We start from the raw sequence: 17,501 nt of genomic DNA on the forward strand, positions 1-17,501 counted from the left end.
TTAACGATTTGGGCTCGCGCGACGGTTGTGGGCGTCTGGAGCGTCGCGGCGGCCAGATTGCGCGTGTTCCCGCCGCCAAATCCGGTGTATTCAGTTCCCTAAACCGTCTTTGCAGCCTTTGCCCCGCACCTATGCCGATTTTCAACCAGTCGATCCGGCGCAAGATCGTCGGCATCGCCCTCGGACTCATCGTCCTGATGCTGGTCACCTCGATCCTGTCGATGGTGATGTCGAGCCAGGTCGGCGTCCTCCTTGACGAGCTGACCAATCGCTACATCCCGGCCTATGGCGATCTGGCGCGCGCCAACATCCGTTCGCTGGAGCGATCGGTGGCGCTGCGGCGCATGGTCATGATGAAGATGCAGGAAGCCCCGGACGAGGAGGCGTACGCTGCTCGGCTGAAAGAGTTCGAGGAGGCTGACCGCAAGATCGAGGCGGAGACCTCGGACGCGCGCGGCCACATCAACGCGATCATCGACGACACCAGGACGCCCTCGGACAATGCTGCGCTGGCGCGGATCGACACCCGCATCGAGACCGCCGTCACCGAGCTGCGCCAGGGCATGAACGAGGCGCACGCCAAGCTCCTCAAGCAGATCGATGCCAAGCAGATGCCCGAGGCGCGCGGCACGCTGGAGCATCTCGACGCGCTGCGCGACCAGTTCAACCAGAGGATCGACGGCATTCGTGCCGACATGCTCAAGCAGGTCTATGCCTCGACGTCGACCGTGGTCAGCCGCCAGCGGAAGGCGATCATCATCTCCGGCATTGTCACCATCCTCGCGGCGGTGGTCGGATTTGCCTTCGCGCTCCTCGTCTCCAGCGGCATCACGCGACCGGTGCGGCTGTTGCTCGCCGGCACCCGCGAGGTCGAGGCCGGTCGCTTCGACAAGCCCATCACCGTCTCCACCCAAGACGAGATCGGCGAACTCGCCGCCGCCTTCAACCGCATGATCGAGCAGCTCCGGCACAATGAGCGCATCCGCGAGACCTTCGGCCGCTACATCGATCCCAAGGTAGTGCAGGGCCTGATCGACCGGCCGGAGGTCGCCATCGACGGCCAGCGCCGGGTGATGACCATCATGTTCTGCGACATGAGCGGCTTCACCTCGATGAGCGAGGGCATGACCCCGCGCGGCCTCGTCAAGGTGATGAATCACTATTTCACGGTCATGTCCGCTCCCGTGAGGAGCCATCGTGGCGTGATCGACAAATATATCGGCGACGCCATCATGGCCTATTGGGGCCCGCCCTTCATCGAGGAGGACGAGCCGGCGCTGTTCGCCTGCTACGCCGCCATCGAGATGGCGGACCAGGTGCCCGCGCTGCAGAAGCAATTGCCGGACCTGCTCGGCATCCGCGCCATGCCCGGTCCCTGCGACCTGCGCATCGGCATCGCCACCGGCGAGGTCCTGACCGGCAGCATCGGCTCCGAGCTGATGATGAGCTTTACCGTGATGGGCGACGCCGTGAACCTCGCCTCGCGGCTCGAGATGGTCAACAAGGTCTACGGAACCCGAATCCTGATTTCGCAGGCGACCGCGGATGCGATCGGATCGAACCTTGAGCTGCGCGAGATCGATCGTCTCGCAGTGGCCGGCCAGAACGTACCGCAGGCCATTTTTGAGGTGATGAGCAAGGTGCACGGACTCAGCGTCCCCCAGGAGAGCCTGCGCACGCGCTACAGCGAAGGCCTTGCCGCCTATCGCGCGCAACGTTTCGACGATGCGCGCGCCGCGTTCAATGCGGCGCTCGAAGCCGTCCCGGGCGACGGTCCTTCGCGCACGCTGCTCGCCCGCATTGCGCAGTTCGAGTCCGATCCGCCGGGCGAGGAATGGGACGGCGCATGGCGGTTGGAGCAGAAATAGGTAGCGGCGTCCTCTTCTCGCTACATGCGGCAGCGAAAATTGATGCTACCCCATAACGATGTTCGCCGTGACCTATTTCCCGGGCTTAGGTTGATTGTCCCTTAGGCGTTTGATGGGGACACGCCGATGACAGAACCTGAGGACAGGCTGGAACGGTTCGAGACGCTCACGGCCGAATGCGAGCTGATCGCCAAGCTCGCCACCGACAGCACCAAGCGCGCATTCTATCTGAAACTGTCAGAACAGTACCGCCAACTCGCGGTGGACATGCGGCAGGCGATCGCGACCAAAACTGCGGCCTGACGGCGGCTGCAATCCGTTTTTAATCTTTCGCGCGCATCCTCCGGGAATGCGAGCGTCGGGCTTCCACGGTTGCTCGCAGTGGGAATGCCGGGGTCCGTTGCGGTGCGACGTGCCCCGCCGACGTCGCTTTGCCGCTCCTACAGGGCAATCCCGTGCGCCTTCTTGCAGTCCTTGGTCTCGCGCTCGCAATGGCAGCCTGCAACCAGGAGCAGGACATTACCGGGTCGACGTCGACCTGCCCGATGCGCAACTACAGCTCGTACAATGCGCGCGACATGAACCAGTGCGTCGCCGCCTGCAAGGCGTGCGACCACGGCACCACGGTCACCTGCACCACCTCCTGCACCCTCAAGGGCGCGCACTGAGCCGTTCGAAGCCGGAGGCCGGCGGATCGGGAACAGCGAGTCCATTGGCTCCGCTGGGTCGAGGCTGACGGTGCCAAGGCACCGGAACGATTCACATGGGTTAATTATTGAAGGGGCAGGCAGGACGCGGAGTCCGATGGAATGGGTATGCTCGATCCCGGGCGGTTTCTGGTGTCGTGCTCGCAATGCGAGGCCTGGCCGATGGCCGCCAATGTGAAACGTTCGAGCTGGTCGGCGTCCCCGCATGAGGTTCGCTTCGTGTGCCCGCGCTGCCGCCGCGAGGAGACCGCGATCGTCTCCGCCTCGGGCGAGTTGACGCCGATCCGGCGCGTCGACGTCCCGCCGCGCGACGTTGCCGTGGCCTGGGCTCTGGCGCAGCGTCCGAGAGGCCGGACATAGCGGCCGGCCCATCGCTCGCTTCTGTTTTGGAACCCGGCCGGTCACCGAAGCGTTTCCGCCTCCGATATCAACGCGACTGAGGCCGTGCGAATGATCAGCGAGCATTTCGACACCCGCACCCGCATCAACATGAAACTGGCACTGGACCGGGTCTGCCGCAATCGCCCCGACGGCGAGGACCATGGCTTCCGCAGATCGGTCGCCGAAAACATCATCCGCTCTGCGCTCGCAGGGCGGACCGGCATCGGCCAGCTCGTCGACGCCGGCGAGCGGGCGATGATCAGGACGCCTGCGGAGAAAGAGCCGGCGTAGCCCGGTCGGTCCGCTTCTCGCGTGCATGTCATGTCGACCCCCTCGGCGCATGTGCTAGGATCGCCAACGGAGGTCCATGATGCCTTGCGAGATGCTTTCGCCCGACGTTGATCGTTTCCGCCTTCACCCGGTCGCGCCGCGCCTTGCGCCGATGTTCTGCCTTGCGCTGCTGACCGCGTCATGCGCGCTGGCAAGCTTCGCGCTCGCCTGCGCAACACCGTTTGCCGCGTTCGCCGTCGTGGCGGCCGCGATGTTGCCGCTGCGGCCGGCGCTGCTCGTCGTCACCGGCGCATGGCTGGTGAACCAGAGCATCGGCTTCGGGATGCTGCATTATCCGGTCGATGGCAGCACTCTCGCCTGGGGATTTGTGATCAGTGTCGCTGCGCTGGTTGCGACCGCGGCATCGTTCGCCGTGCTCCGCACGCTGCCGCAGGGGCGCACGCCGCTGATGCTGGCGAGCACGCTCGCTGTCGCCTACGCGACCTATGAGCTCGTGCTGTTCGCCGCAACGCCGGTTTTAGGTGGAGAGGGCGCCTTCACAGCAGCCACCGTGACGCGGCTTGGGCTCCTCAGCGCAGTCTGGCTCGCCGGCCTCGTCGCCGTCTGCGAGATCGTCCGCCTGGTCGCTCCGTTCGGGCGCAAGGGAGCGATGTCGGCCTGAGCGACCCACTCGTAGCCCGGATGGAGCGAAGCGAAATCCGGGAAAGCTGCCTCGCCGAACGAGCGGTCCCGGATTTCGCTTTCGCTCCATCCGGGCTACGGCACTGGGCTGTGTCCCGGCTGTCAACCGTCATCGTAAACATATTCCGCTTTACCGAATTCTGATTTGTCGTATGTGTCGCCCATCCCGGCTCATCGGGAGGGCGATCATGTGGTCGTCAGGATGACGGGGTTGGCAATGCGGGCCGCCGACTCAGTTGAGGCGTGTTCGGTTCTTGACGTCATGTCGGGGTGAGACGACCACGACATAAAATCTCAAATTGTGGATTGTCATCTTCGCGACGGTACCCAAGTAGCTATCTCCGTGTCTTCCCGGTAACGATTGTGCTGTCTACGCCACACCCATTCCGGATTAAACCGTCATCGCCGGCCGTTCGCATCACCGCCGCTTTTTGGCCACACCCGAACATGAATAAAATCGCTCTAAGTTTTTCAGCGGGAGCGGCGGTCCGCGAAGGCGACGGGAAATCCCAAGGTCGATTCAAATCTTGGCTCTGATTTTTCGGGTCTGAAAGGGTTGACCGGGGAAACTGGTTGTATGGACGCGAAGTCTAACATCAAGCAGAGGCTGCCGAGCCGTCACGTGACGGAAGGTCCTGCGCGCGCGCCGCACCGGTCCTACTTCTACGCCATGGGTCTGACCACCGAGCAGATCCACCAGCCTTTCGTCGGCGTCGCCTCGTGCTGGAATGAGGCCGCCCCCTGCAACATCGCTTTGATGCGCCAGGCGCAGGCGGTGAAGAAGGGCGTCGCGTCCGGCGGCGGCACACCGCGCGAGTTCTGCACCATCACCGTCACCGACGGCATCGCCATGGGTCATGACGGCATGCGCTCGTCGCTGCCGTCGCGCGAATGCATCGCCGATTCCGTCGAGCTGACAGTGCGCGGCCACGCCTACGACGCGCTTGTGGGCCTTGCCGGCTGCGACAAGTCGCTGCCCGGCATGATGATGGCGATGGTCCGCCTAAACGTGCCCTCGATCTTCATTTACGGCGGCTCGATTCTGCCCGGCAATTTCCGGGGACAGCAGGTCACCGTGCAGGACATGTTCGAGGCCGTCGGCAAGCACTCGGTCGGTGCCATGTCGGACGAGGACCTCGACGAGATCGAGCGCGTGGCGTGCCCCTCGGCGGGCGCCTGTGGCGCGCAGTTCACCGCCAACACGATGGCAACGGTTTCGGAAGCGATCGGCCTTGCGCTGCCTTACTCGGCCGGTGCCCCGGCGCCCTATGAGATCCGCGACGCCTTCTGCATGACTGCGGGCGAGAAGATCATGGACCTGATCGCCGAGAACATCCGGCCGCGCGACATCGTCACCCGCAAGGCGCTGGAGAATGCCGCCGCCGTCGTCGCAGCCTCCGGCGGCTCGACCAATGCTGCGCTGCACCTGCCGGCGATCGCCCATGAGGCGGGCATTAAGTTTGACTTATTCGACGTCGCCGAAATCTTCAAAAAGACACCTTATGTCGCGGATTTGAAGCCGGGCGGCCGTTATGTCGCCAAAGACATGTTTGAAGTAGGTGGCATACCGCTTCTGATGAAGACGCTGCTCGACAACGGATTTCTCCACGGCGACTGCATTACGGTCACCGGTCGAACGATCGCCGAAAACCTCAAAAGCGTGAAATGGAATCCGCACCAGGACGTGGTGCACCCGGCAGACAAACCCATCACCGTCACGGGCGGTGTGGTCGGTCTGAAGGGCAATTTGGCGCCAGAAGGTGCGATCGTGAAAGTCGCGGGAATGTCCAACCTCAAGTTTACCGGTCCGGCCAGGTGCTTTGACCGCGAGGAGGACGCGTTCGAGGCTGTTCAGAGCCGCACCTACAAGGAAGGCGAAGTCATCGTCATCCGCTACGAGGGCCCCAAGGGTGGCCCCGGCATGCGGGAAATGCTCCAGACCACCGCGGCGCTGACCGGGCAGGGTATGGGCGGCAAGATCGCGCTCATCACCGATGGCCGCTTCTCCGGCGCCACCCGCGGCTTCTGCATCGGCCATGTCGGGCCTGAGGCCGCCATCGGCGGTCCGATCGCGCTGCTCGAGGACGGCGACATCATCGAGATCGACGCGGACGCCGGTACCCTTAACGTAAAATTGAGCGACCAGGAGCTCGCCCAGCGCAAAACCAAATGGAGCGCTCGCGCGACTAACCACACGTCGGGTGCGCTCTGGAAATATGCTCAGCAGGTTGGACCAGCGGTCGGGGGGGCTGTGACCCATCCGGGCGGCGCGCACGAGAAACAGTGCTATGCGGACATCTAGGCGTGCCATAGTTGCGTTTGTGTTGGGGGCCAGTGCGCTGGTCGCGCCGGCGCTCGCCTTCGACGGCGCGCCGGTCAACCAGAAGGACGCGACCATCCCCGTCGTGACCACGCTGCCGGGCGCCGCAGGTGCGGTGCGGGGCAAGGTGCCGCCGGCGACCCAGGAAACCTCGCTCAGCGCCCTGCAATATGCCGCCGAGGGCGGTCATCCCATCGCGCAGTGGAAGCTCGGCCGCATGTATGCCAATGGCGACGGCGTCGCCCAGGACGACATGCGGGCCTTCGAATATTTCAGCCGGATCGCCAACGCGCATGCCGAGGACAGCCCGTCGGCGCCGCAGGCACAGGTCGTCGCCAACGCCTTCGTCGCGCTCGGCCGCTACTACCTCAGCGGCATCCCGAACTCGAAGATCAAGGCCGACCCGGACCGGGCGCGGGAGATGTTCTCCTATGCCGCCTCCTATTTCGGCAACGCGGACGCCCAGTACGACCTCGCCCGGCTGTACCTGAAGACGCCGGACGCCTCGCGCGAGGACTTCCGCTATGGCGCCCGCTGGCTCGGCCTTGCCGCCCAGAAGGGCCAGCATGAGGCCCAGGCGCTGCTCGGCCAGATGCTGTTCAACGGCGACCGCCTGCCGCGGCAGGCCGCGCGCGGCCTGATGTGGCTGACGCTGGCGCGCGACAGCGCCGGTGCCGAGGAGACCTGGATCAAGGAAAGCTACAACCGCGCCTTCGCCAAGGCCTCCGACGACGACCGCGCCATGTGCCTGCAAATGCTGGAACAATGGGTGCAGGGCCGCCGCGAGTAATCACATGACACTGTCGTTCCGGGGCGGCTCGAAGAGCCGAACCCGGAATCTCGAGATTCCGGGTTCGATGCTTCGCATCGCCCCGGAATGACCAATCTGACGGTTACGCCGCCTCCAGATCCAGATCCGCCCACACCGGCACGTGGTCCGACGGCTTCTCCCAGCCGCGCACATAGCTGTCGATCCCGACATTGGCGAGCTTGTCGCTGGCCTGCGGCGACAGCAGCAGATGATCGATCCGCAGCCCCTGGTTTTTCTGCCAGGCGCCAGCCTGGTAGTCCCAGAATGTGTACAGCCCCGGTTCGTCGGTGACCGCTCGCAAGGCATCGGTGAGGCCGAGGCCCAGCAGGGACTGAAAACTCTCGCGCGTCTCGGCCTTGAACAGGGCGTCCTCGGTCCAGGCGGCGGGATTGGAGACGTCGCGGGCATGCGGGATGACGTTGAAGTCGCCTGCGAGGATCAGCGGCTCCTCGGTTTTGAGGCGCTCCTTCGAATACTCAAAAAGCCGGGACATCCATTTGAGCTTGTAGGGATATTTGTCGGTCCCGACCGGATTGCCATTGGGCAGATAGAGGCAGGCGATCCGCATCACGCCGGACTTGAGCGTCACCACGCCTTCGAGGAAGCGGGCATGGGAGTCCTCATCGTCGCCGGCGAGCCCCGACTTGGTCTCGTCGAACCGCAGCTTCGAGAGCAGGGCGACGCCGTTGAACGTCTTCTGCCCGTGGGTGACGACGTTGTAGCCGAGCGCCTCGATCTCCAGCCGCGGGAAGGCCTCGTCGACGCATTTGATCTCCTGCAGGCAGACGATGTCCGGCTGGCACTCCTTCAGCCAGGTCAGGAGGAGATCGATCCGCTGCCGGACCGAGTTCACGTTCCAGGTGGCAACTCTGATGGGCATTGGGGAAGGGCTCCAGGCAGGGGTCATGGTTAGAACAAAATGCAAACGTGCCCGTCAAGGACGCCGCAAAATCTCCCACAAAATTAACCCGGCTTAAGCGGGCCGCAGGCCATTGATACGGAAAAGGTTCCGCTGGAATGGGATGGCCGGACAAGACTTCACAACGCACTGAGCCACGCGACGGCCTTGTCGGCGCGTTCCTATATTGGCTCGGCGGCTTCGAGATTGAGGATGGTCTGACCGCCGATCTCAGCGAGCGCCAGATCTGCCGTATCCGCGCGAAGCAGATCGACGCCGTGACGCGGCTGATCCCGGTGACGATGGCCGTCACCATGCTCAACGTCGCCATCGTGCTGATCCTGTTCTGGGGCCGGGGCTGGAACGACTTTCTCGCGATCTGGGGCATGACCCTTGCCGTCACCGCCTCGCTTGCGGTGCGGGCCTGGCGGCGGTCGTATCAAAACCCGCCGCAGGAAGCCTCGCCCCGCGCCGCGCGGCAGATGATGCGGCAGGCGTTCTTCCTTGCTGCGATCTGGGGCACGCTGCCGCTCGCCCTGTTCAGCCGCATCGAGCCGACCAGCCAGCTCATCCTCGCCTGTCTGATGGTCGGCATGATGTCGGGCGGCGCCTTCACGCTTTCGACGTTCCCCCGCGCGGGCCTCGTCTATCTCGCCACCATGACGGTCGCCTGCACCGGCGCGCTGCTGCTATGCGGCACCGGGCCCTATCTGGTGACCGCGGTGTTCCTGCTGCTGTTCGCGTTCTTCATGGCGCGCAACATCGTCTCGCAGGGCAATCTGTTCCTCGGCAACCTCAAGGCCCAGCTCGAGCTCGAGCGGCAGACCGAGATCATCTCGCTGCTGCTGAAAGACTTTCAGGAGAACGCCAGCGACTGGCTGTGGCAGACCGACGCCGAGGGGCATCTGGTCGACGTGCCCCAACGCTTTGCCGATGTCGCGCAGCTGCCGCTTCCGCTGCTGAAGGGCTCGCATTTCGTCGACGTGCTCGACATGCTTTGCCCCGAGGACAAGACCGCGGCCTACAACGTCGTCGGCCTGATGGAACACAACGAGCCGCTGCACGAGATGAACCTCAAGGTCGTTGCCGGCGGCGAGGCGCGGCTGTGGTCGCTGACGGCAAAGCCCGGCTATGACCGCGACGGCCAGTTCCTCGGCTATCGCGGCTTCGGCCGCGACGTCACCGAGCGCTGGCGCGCAGAAAAGGCCGAGGCCGAGAGCCGCGCCAAGTCGGACTTCCTCGCCGTCATGAGCCACGAGATCCGTACGCCCATGAACGGCGTGCTCGGGCTCGCCAGCATGCTGCTGGAAACGAAACTCGATCCGGAGCAGCGCGAGGCCGTCACCACGATCCGCGAGTCCGGCGACAATCTCCAGCGCATCCTCAACGACATTCTCGATCTCTCCAAGCTGGAAGCCGGCCGCTTCCAGTTCGAGGCGATCGACTTCGCGCCGCAGGCGCTGGCTGAGACGGTTGCGACCGTGGTGCGCGCGAGCGCCAAGAGCAAGGCGCTCACGGTCAAGGTCGAGCTCGATCCGAACCTGCCGCCGACGCTGCGCGGCGACGTCGCGCGCATCCGCCAGGTGCTGCTCAATCTCGCCTCCAACGCGGTGAAGTTCACCGACGAAGGCGAGGTGACGATATCGGCCACCTGCCAGGCGCGGCGCGACCTGCTGGCGACCGTCGAATGGACGGTGACCGACAGCGGCATCGGCATCGCGCCCGAGAAGCTTGGCCAGTTGTTCAGCGATTTCGCCCAGGCCGACGCCTCGATCAGCCGCCGCTTCGGCGGCACCGGCCTCGGCCTTGCGATCTCCCGGCGCATCATCGAGCAGATGGGCGGTACCATCGGCGTCACCTCGGCGCCAGGCGAGGGCTCGACCTTCCGCTTCACGCTGGTGCTGCCTTGGAGCCAGGCGCAGGCCTCCGATGCCACGGCCGAGCGCGATGAGGCAGAGGAGCTGAAAGCCCGCATCGCCGGCCTCGATCGGCCGCTGAGGGTGCTGGTCGCCGAGGACGATGCCGTCAACCGCATGGTCGTGAGCAAGATGTTGGGGGCCTTCGACGTCGAGCTGCGCGTTGTCACCGACGGCGTCGAAGCCGTCGCGGCGGCCTCCGAAGTCGACTACGACGTGGTGCTGATGGACGTGCGCATGCCCGACATGGACGGCCTTGCCGCGACCCGCGCGATCCGTGCGCAGGGCGGCCGCTTCGAGGCGCTGCCGATCGTCGCGCTCACCGCCAACGCCTTCCCCGAAGACGTCAGGATCTGCCGCGAAGCCGGCATGTCCGATTTCCTGGCTAAGCCGCTGCGCAAGCCGGCGCTGATTGAAGCCTTGCTGCGCGCGCTGGACGGCCACCTGGTGTCGGAGGACGCACCGCTTCAACCGGCGCTATTGCCGGGTGACGTGGAGTGGACGGATGAGGAAAGGCAGATCACCGGCGCGTAGCCGGCAAGATCAGATCGAGAAGCTGGTGCCGCAGCCGCAGGACGCCGTCGCGTTGGGATTGTTGACGCGGAACGAGGCGCCGATCAGATCGTCCACGAAATCGACCTGCGATCCCTCCAGGAAGGGCTGCGAGGCGGAATCGACCAGCACCACAGCGTTGTCCTGCTCGATCACGAGATCGTCGTCGGTACGGGCGCGGTCGATGTCGAACTTGTACTGGAAGCCGGAACAGCCGCCGCCCTCGACCGAAATGCGCAGCATCGCGCCTGAGCCTTCGCCCTTGAGGATCTCCCCAATCCGGCGTGCGGCCCGGTCACTGATGGTCACGGCAGTGGTCATTGCTGGTCTCCGATAGTCCCGCGGTCATACCAAGTTCACTTGCCCAATTCATTTGGTAACCCGCGCCTGACATAGTTAAGTGCCACCATACGCAGAATCAAATGGATAGGGACTAAATTCGCCGTGTCCGTCGGAATGGCAGCCCCCCGCGCGCCCTATGCCTGCGACCCCGATCGCAGCCGGGGCCGGCTGGTCGCCGAGCCCCCGAGCCGGACCCGCAGCCCGTTCCGGCGGGATTGCGACCGGGTGATCCATTCCACCGCATTCCGCCGCCTCAAATACAAGACCCAGGTGTTCGTGTTCCACGAGGGCGACCACTACCGCACCCGGCTGACCCATTCGCTGGAGGTGGCGCAGATCGCCCGCGCGCTGGCCCGGCAGCTCGGGTTGGACGAGGACCTCACCGAGACCCTGGCGCTCGCCCACGATCTCGGTCATCCGCCCTTTGGCCACGCCGGCGAGCGGGCGCTCGACACCTGTCTGAAGGCGTTCGGCGGCTTCGATCACAATGCCCAGACGCTTCGCGTCGTCGGTTCGCTGGAGCATCGCTATCCCGAGTTCGACGGGCTCAATCTGACCTGGGAGTCGCTGGAGGGCATCGTCAAGCACAACGGCCCGCTGACCGATCGCAGCGGCGCGCCGGTCGGGCGCTATCGCGAGCACGGCATTCCCGTCGGGATCGCCGACTACATTAAGGTCTATGATCTCGAATTGTGGAGTTTTGCTTCGCTCGAGGCCCAGGTCGCCGCGATCGCCGACGACATCGCCTATGACGCCCACGACATCGATGACGGCCTGCGCGCGGGACTGTTCGACCTCGACGATCTCAAGGTCATGCCGCTGACCGCGGAGATCATCGCCGGGATCGCCGCCCATTATCCCGATCTCGAAGACGTCAGGCGCGGCGCCGAGCTGGTGCGCGAGCTGATCTCGCACCTGATCGGCGCGGTTTTCGCCGAGGCGCAGAAGAACCTCGCCGCGACCAAGCCGCAATCGGCCCAGGACGTACGCCAGCAGAGCCGGGCGCTGATCGCCTTTCCCGCGGAGGTCGCCGAGGAGGAGGCCGCCATCAAGGGCTTCCTGTACCAGCACATGTACCGCCACAAGCGGGTGATGCGCGTGATGGGGGAGGCCGAGCAGATCCTGTTCGACCTGTTCGCGAAATACCTGAAATCCCCGGCCGAGCTGCCGCCGGAATGGCTGGTCGGGGCGGAGGCGGATGACGAGGGCGACCGGGCCCGCCGGATCGGCAATTTCATTGCCGGAATGACCGACCGTTTCGCCCTGACCGAGCACCAGCGGCTTTTTGACTCGACCCCGGATTTGCGTTAGGCGGCGGCCATGCCCCAGACATCCTCATCCCTGCATCTGTTCGCTGACGTGCTCGCACGCGTGCACGCCGCCTGCCGCGCGCTCGCGGCGGATTCCGGCTGGCCCGGGGGCATCGATTTCTCGCGCGTGGTGGTCGAGCCGCCGCGCGATGCCTCCCATGGCGACATGGCGACCAACGCCGCGATGGTGCTTGCGAAAGAGGCAAAGGCGAAGCCCCGCGATCTCGCCGAGCAGATCGCCGAGCGGCTGCGTGCCGACGCCCTGATCGCCAAGGTCGACGTCGCCGGTCCCGGCTTCATCAATCTGACGCTGAAGCCGGCCGCCTGGGCCGAGGCGCTACGGACGGTGCTGCGTGAGGGTGCCGACTACGGTCGCGTCCACGGCGGCTCCAAGGTCAATGTCGAATACGTCTCGGCCAATCCGACCGGGCCGATGCATGTCGGCCATTGCCGCGGCGCCGTGTTCGGCGACGCGCTGGCGAGCCTGCTCCAGTTCGGCGGTCACGACGTCACCCGCGAATATTACATCAACGACGCCGGCGCCCAGGTCGACGTGCTCGCACGCTCCGCGTTCCTGAGGTATCGCGAGGCGCTCGGCGAGGATATCGGTGCCATCCCGGAAGGCCTCTATCCCGGCGACTATCTGAAGCCGGTAGGTGAGGCGCTGGCGAAGGAGCACGGCGACAAGCTGCGCGCAATGAGCGAGGCCGAATGGCTGCCGACCGCACGCGCCAAGGCGATCGCGATGATGATGGACGAGATCAAGGACGATCTCGCCGCCCTCAACATCCGCCACGACGTGTTCTTCTCCGAACGTTCGCTGATCGAGACCGGCAACAACAAGGTTGCCGAGACCATCGATTTCCTGAAGGCCAAGGGCGACATCTATGAGGGGCGCCTGCCGCCGCCGAAGGGCGCGCCGGTGGAGGACTGGGAAGACCGCGAGCAGTTGCTGTTCAAGGCGACCGCTTACGGCGACGATGTCGATCGTCCGCTGATCAAGTCGGACAATTCCTACACCTATTTCGCCTCCGACATCGCCTACCACAAGAACAAGTTCGACCGCGGTTTTGCGGAGATGATCGACGTCTGGGGCGCCGATCATGGCGGCTACATCAAGCGGATGCAGGCAGCGGTGAAGGCGACGACCTCGGGCAAGGGATCGCTCGACGTCAAGATCGTCCAGCTCGTGAAGCTGCTGCGCAACGGCGAGCCGGTGAAAATGTCGAAGCGGAGCGGGGACTTCGTCACCTTGCGTGAGGTGGTGGATGAAGTCGGCCAGGACGCCGTCCGCTTCATGATGCTTTACCGGAAGAACGACGCGGTGCTCGACTTCGACCTCGCCAAGGTCATGGAACAGTCGCGCGACAATCCGGTGTTCTATGTCCAGTACGGCCATGCCCGCGGCCACTCGATCTTCCGCAACGCGCGGGCCGAGGTGTTCCCGAATCTCCCCGAAGATGCCGGCGAGCGCATCGCCTGGCTCAGCGAGTCGGCCGTGGAACGGCTGTCGGACCCCGTGGAACTCGATCTTCTTAAGCGCCTCGCAATTTATCCGCGCATGCTGGAAGCTGCCGCCGCGGCCCATGAGCCGCACCGAATTGCCTTCTATCTCTATGACTTAGCGAGCGAATTTCACGCACTTTGGACGAAGGGGCGCGATTTGCCCTATTTACGCTTCATTATCAATAATGATGCAGATCTTACAAAGGCGCGATTGGCAATGGTCCAGGGCGTCGTCTCTGTCCTGGCATCGGGCCTCGCCATCCTCGGCGTCCATGCTCCGGACGAGATGCGGTAGTTTGGGGCGAACTACTTAATGGGAATTCGGGGGTAACCGGCAGAAGCCGGATCGCTTAGACTTGGTTGAAAGCCTTGTGGGTCGAAAGCCGTGCCTTGGTCGAGGGGCGCGCGGCTTTCCCGAAGGGACGCATCATCACGATGGCCGAACGATATCACGACAGACCGTTTCCTTCCGATGACTATGGTCGCGACGGCGATCAGCATGGGAAGGCGGATAACGATCCGTTGGCCGAGCTCGCCCGCCTGATCGGACAGACCGATCCGTTCGCTGCGCAGGGCCGGCCCGCCGCGCGCCCGCCGACAGCCCCCGCCCAGAGCTATCAGGACGACGGCTACGGTCAGGACGATTATCAGCAGGACTACGCCGAGCCGGCTCCGTCGCCTCCGCCCGGGCCGCCGTCATGGATGCGCCGCGCCAACGTGCAGCCGCAGCCGGCACCCGCGCCGGAGCCGGACTATCCCGTTTCTGCCAGTCCGGTTCATCCGTTGCATCGCTATTCCGCCCAGCCGGCCGCGCCCGAGCCTGATTTTCATCAGCCGCAGGCTTATCAGGATCACGCTTACCAGGATCAGGCTTATCAGGCTCAAGCCTACCAGCAGGACCAGGCCTACCAGGAGCCGCATCAGCAGCCCGATCCGTCGCGCTACGACGATGCACTCTATGGCCGCCTGGAGACCGGCGAGCAGGACTTTCAGCGCGATCCGGCCTATCCGGACGACCCCTACGCATTCCAAAGCGACTATCCCGAGGCCGACCTCGACGAACCGAAGAAGCAGCGCGGCGGCATGATGACGGTCGCGGCGATCCTTGCGCTTGCGGTGGTCGGCACCGGCGCGGCTTTCGCCTACAAGACCTATGTGGGCTCGCCCCGCAGCGGCGAGCCGCCGGTCATCAAGGCCGACAACACCCCGACGAAGATCGTGCCGGCGCCGACGGACTCCTCGGCCAAGGTGCCGGATCGCATGGTCACCGGTGACGGCACCGAGAAGATCGTGCCGCGCGAGGAGGCGCCTGTCGACGTCAACGCCAGGGCGGGCGGTCCGCGCGTGGTGTTCCCGCCACTGAACCAGAATGCGAATCCGCCGTCGGTGGCGAGCGTGTCGCCGTCTGCGGTGCCGCCGTCGAGCGCCGGGGCGACCCCGAGCAACGGCACGCTGCCGAACAATTCACCGCGCCCGATCAGGACCGTGGCCGTGAAGGGTGATCAGACCGACAGCGCCACGCCGCAATCGGCGGCTGCCAAGCAGACGGCGGCGGCGCCGAAGCCTGTTGCCGCGCCCGCCGCACCGGCTGCGCCGCGCAATCCGCCGACCTCGGCCAATGCCAGCGCCAACCAGCCGATGTCTTTGGCGCCGCAATCGGCGGCCGAGCCGCCACAGCGGATGGCTGCGACCAATCCGACACAGATCGCGCCGGCGAGCAGCGGTGGTAGCGGCTTCATCGTGCAGGTCTCCTCGCAGCAGAATGAGGACAGCGCCGCCGCGTCCTACCGTGTGCTTCAGGGCAAGTACGGTAGCGTGCTCGGGTCACGTTCGCCGGTGATCAAACGGGTCGATCTCACCGACAAGGGCAAGGGTATCGTCTACCGCGCCTTCGCCGGCCCCTATGGGTCGCTCGAAGAAGCGACGCATGCTTGCAACAGCCTGAAGTCTGCAGGTCTCCCGACCTGCTTCGTCCAGAGGAATTAACGGCCGTTTCCTTGACCCCCTCGCGGGTCAGGGTTAATCGGCCGTTATGAGCACGCGGGCCTTCATTACCGGCGTATCAGGAACGGAACTGACCGCCGCCGAGCGGGAGTTTATCCGTGCCGAACGCCCATGGGGCTTCATCCTGTTCAAACGCAATGTCGCGACCCCGGCGCAAGTTGCTGCATTGGTTGCAGAATTGCGGGCGGTTGCAGGAGCCTCCGACGCACCGGTCCTGATCGACCAGGAGGGCGGACGGGTGGCGCGGCTGGGCCCGCCGCACTGGCCGGTCTATCCGCCGGGGGCCGTATTCGCGACTTTGTACGACACTGATTCGGCGCTCGGGCTCACCGCGGCGCGGCTCAGTGCCCGGCTGATCGCGGCCGATCTCGCCGATCTCGGCATTACCGTCGATTGCTTGCCGTTGGCTGACGTGCCGGTGCCTGGCGCCGACGCCGTGATCGGGAACCGGGCCTATGGCACCTCACCGGGCAAGGTCGCAGCGATCGCCCGCGCGGTCACCGAGGGGCTGGAGCAGGGTGGGGTGCTGCCGGTGCTCAAGCACATCCCCGGCCATGGGCGCGCCACCGCGGACACCCATTTCAAGCTGCCGACAGTTGATACGCCGATGGACGAGCTCGATCGGACCGACTTCGCCGCGTTCAAGCCGCTGGCGGATCTGCCGATGGCCATGACTGCACATGTTGTGTTTAGCGCGGTCGACCCCGCCCATCCGGCGACGACATCTGCGACAATGATTGCTCAGGTGATTCGCGGCGCAATCGGGTTCCAGGGTTTGTTAATGAGTGATGACGTGTCGATGAACGCGCTGGCGGGCAGCATCGCCGAGCGGACCCGCGCCATCTTCGCGGCCGGTTGCGACGTGGCTCTGCATTGCAACGGCAACCTCGAGGAAATGCGCGAGGTTGCCGGCCAGACACCTGAACTGTCGGGGAGGGCGCTGGAGCGGGCGAACGCCGCGCTCGCAGCGCGCAAGCCGCCGCAGCCGTTCGACCGCGTGGCCGCACGCACTGAGCTGGACGCATTGATCGCACGGGCAAACACGGCATCCGCATGACCGCAGAAATCCTATCGTTTGAAACCGGGCGGCCCGCAGAGCTCGCCGAGGGTGAGCCGGCGTTGGTGGTGGACGTCGAGGGTTATGAAGGCCCGCTCGATTTGCTGCTCGCACTGGCGCGGCAGCAGAAGGTCGATCTCGCCAAGATCTCGATCCTGGCGCTGGCCGACCAGTATCTCCATTTCATCGAAGCCGCGCGAAAGATCCGGCTGGAGCTCGCCGCCGACTATCTGGTCATGGCAGCCTGGCTCGCCTTCCTGAAATCGCGCCTGCTGCTGCCGGAGCCGCCGAGCGCGGAAGGGCCGAGCGCCGAGCAGATGGCCACTGCACTCGCCAACCGGCTGCGCCGTCTGGAAGCCATTCGCGAAGCCGCCAACCGGCTGATGAACCGGCCGCAATTGCAGCGCGACATCTTCCCGCGCGGCGAGCCCGAGCAGATCGCGGAGATCAAGCATCCGAAATACACCGCAACGCTCTACGACCTGCTCACCGCCTACGCCTCGCAGCGGCAGTCGCGCGTGCTCGCAAGCGTGCATCTGGCCAAGCGCACCGTGTGGTCGCTTGCGGAAGCGCGCGCCACGCTCGAGCGGCTGGTCGGCAGCATCACCGAACAGGACGATTGGGGCGTTCTCGACGATTTCCTGATCCGGCACGTCGCCGATCCCACGCAGCGCGCGACGGTGTTCGCCTCGAGCTTCGCCGCTGCGCTCGAGCTGGTGCGCGAGGGTCAGCTCGAGCTGAACCAGAAAGAGGCGTTTGCGCCGATCTATTTCCGTAAGGGGCGCCCTAAGCCGGTTCCGGACGCAGCTCCTGCGCCCGACGCGCCGGTCGCTTAAGTGCAAGAAGGAGAGTCTGTC

Annotated in this window: 16 protein-coding genes; 14 read left to right on the forward strand and 2 right to left on the reverse strand. The window is 65.1% G+C overall.

Going from position 1 to position 17,501, the window contains the following annotated elements; genetic code table 11:
• The first annotated feature begins 131 nt into the window (after window positions 1–131).
• From N2603_RS21580 to N2603_RS21615, 8 genes are all read left to right on the forward strand, one after another.
• Window positions 132–1,868 carry an adenylate/guanylate cyclase domain-containing protein gene (locus N2603_RS21580; protein ID WP_260423939.1) on the forward strand — a complete coding sequence of 579 codons (1,737 nt, stop codon included), beginning with the start codon at window positions 132–134 and terminating at the stop codon, window positions 1,866–1,868.
• Window positions 1,869–1,994: 126 nt separating this feature from the next.
• The gene (locus N2603_RS21585; protein WP_260423940.1) at window positions 1,995–2,171 is read left to right on the forward strand and encodes a hypothetical protein; all 177 of its coding nucleotides are present in this window, start codon (window positions 1,995–1,997) and stop codon (window positions 2,169–2,171) included.
• Window positions 2,172–2,323: 152 nt separating this feature from the next.
• Entirely contained in the window at window positions 2,324–2,536 is a 213-nt protein-coding gene (locus N2603_RS21590; RefSeq protein ID WP_026311873.1) for a hypothetical protein, read from the forward strand.
• A gap of 141 nt (window positions 2,537–2,677) precedes the next feature.
• Window positions 2,678–2,935, forward strand: a complete 258-nt coding sequence (locus N2603_RS21595) for a hypothetical protein (protein WP_018642217.1) — start codon at window positions 2,678–2,680, stop codon at window positions 2,933–2,935.
• Between the two features lie 90 nt (window positions 2,936–3,025).
• Window positions 3,026–3,247 (forward strand): hypothetical protein, encoded by a 222-nt coding sequence (locus N2603_RS21600; RefSeq protein WP_018642215.1) that lies wholly within the window; start codon window positions 3,026–3,028, stop codon window positions 3,245–3,247.
• A gap of 91 nt (window positions 3,248–3,338) precedes the next feature.
• Window positions 3,339–3,908, forward strand: a complete 570-nt coding sequence (locus N2603_RS21605; RefSeq protein ID WP_425248999.1) for a hypothetical protein — start codon at window positions 3,339–3,341, stop codon at window positions 3,906–3,908.
• Window positions 3,909–4,505: 597 nt separating this feature from the next.
• A complete protein-coding gene (ilvD, locus tag N2603_RS21610) occupies window positions 4,506–6,230 on the forward strand; it encodes a dihydroxy-acid dehydratase (protein ID WP_260423942.1) in 1,725 nt (574 codons plus the stop codon).
• Window positions 6,217–7,038 carry a tetratricopeptide repeat protein gene (locus N2603_RS21615; protein ID WP_260423943.1) on the forward strand — a complete coding sequence of 274 codons (822 nt, stop codon included), beginning with the start codon at window positions 6,217–6,219 and terminating at the stop codon, window positions 7,036–7,038. The genes ilvD and N2603_RS21615 overlap by 14 nt, the downstream gene beginning before the upstream one ends.
• 103 nt (window positions 7,039–7,141) lie before the next feature.
• On the opposite strand, the gene xth is transcribed toward N2603_RS21615, so the two are convergent.
• On the reverse strand, window positions 7,142–7,939 hold the full coding sequence (xth, locus tag N2603_RS21620; protein ID WP_260423944.1) for an exodeoxyribonuclease III: 798 nt from the start codon (window positions 7,937–7,939) through the stop codon (window positions 7,142–7,144).
• Between the two features lie 137 nt (window positions 7,940–8,076).
• Here xth and N2603_RS21625 point away from each other — a divergent pair, with 137 nt between their 5' ends.
• On the forward strand, window positions 8,077–10,407 hold the full coding sequence (locus N2603_RS21625) for an ATP-binding protein (protein ID WP_260423945.1): 2,331 nt from the start codon (window positions 8,077–8,079) through the stop codon (window positions 10,405–10,407).
• A gap of 9 nt (window positions 10,408–10,416) precedes the next feature.
• Here the strand turns inward: N2603_RS21625 and erpA are convergent, their stop codons facing one another.
• The gene (gene erpA / locus N2603_RS21630) at window positions 10,417–10,746 is read right to left on the reverse strand and encodes an iron-sulfur cluster insertion protein ErpA (protein ID WP_212084647.1); all 330 of its coding nucleotides are present in this window, start codon (window positions 10,744–10,746) and stop codon (window positions 10,417–10,419) included.
• A gap of 123 nt (window positions 10,747–10,869) precedes the next feature.
• Between erpA and N2603_RS21635 the strand changes: the two genes are divergently transcribed.
• The 5 genes from N2603_RS21635 (at window position 10,870) to N2603_RS21655 (ending at window position 17,480) form a co-directional block, all read left to right on the forward strand.
• Window positions 10,870–12,078 carry a deoxyguanosinetriphosphate triphosphohydrolase gene (locus tag N2603_RS21635; protein WP_260423946.1) on the forward strand — a complete coding sequence of 403 codons (1,209 nt, stop codon included), beginning with the start codon at window positions 10,870–10,872 and terminating at the stop codon, window positions 12,076–12,078.
• A 9-nt stretch (window positions 12,079–12,087) separates the two neighbouring features.
• Window positions 12,088–13,878, forward strand: coding sequence for an arginine--tRNA ligase (gene argS / locus N2603_RS21640; RefSeq protein WP_260423947.1), 1,791 nt, complete (start codon window positions 12,088–12,090; stop codon window positions 13,876–13,878).
• A gap of 140 nt (window positions 13,879–14,018) precedes the next feature.
• On the forward strand, window positions 14,019–15,569 hold the full coding sequence (locus N2603_RS21645) for an SPOR domain-containing protein (RefSeq protein WP_260423948.1): 1,551 nt from the start codon (window positions 14,019–14,021) through the stop codon (window positions 15,567–15,569).
• A gap of 46 nt (window positions 15,570–15,615) precedes the next feature.
• Window positions 15,616–16,644, forward strand: coding sequence for a beta-N-acetylhexosaminidase (nagZ, locus tag N2603_RS21650; protein WP_260423949.1), 1,029 nt, complete (start codon window positions 15,616–15,618; stop codon window positions 16,642–16,644).
• Window positions 16,641–17,480, forward strand: coding sequence for a segregation and condensation protein A (locus N2603_RS21655; protein ID WP_018642200.1), 840 nt, complete (start codon window positions 16,641–16,643; stop codon window positions 17,478–17,480). Before nagZ ends, N2603_RS21655 begins: the two co-directional genes overlap by 4 nt.
• Window positions 17,481–17,501: the final 21 nt, after the last annotated feature.

The organism is Bradyrhizobium huanghuaihaiense (assembly GCF_025200885.1).
In the GTDB taxonomy this organism is placed as follows: domain Bacteria; phylum Pseudomonadota; class Alphaproteobacteria; order Rhizobiales; family Xanthobacteraceae; genus Bradyrhizobium; species Bradyrhizobium huanghuaihaiense.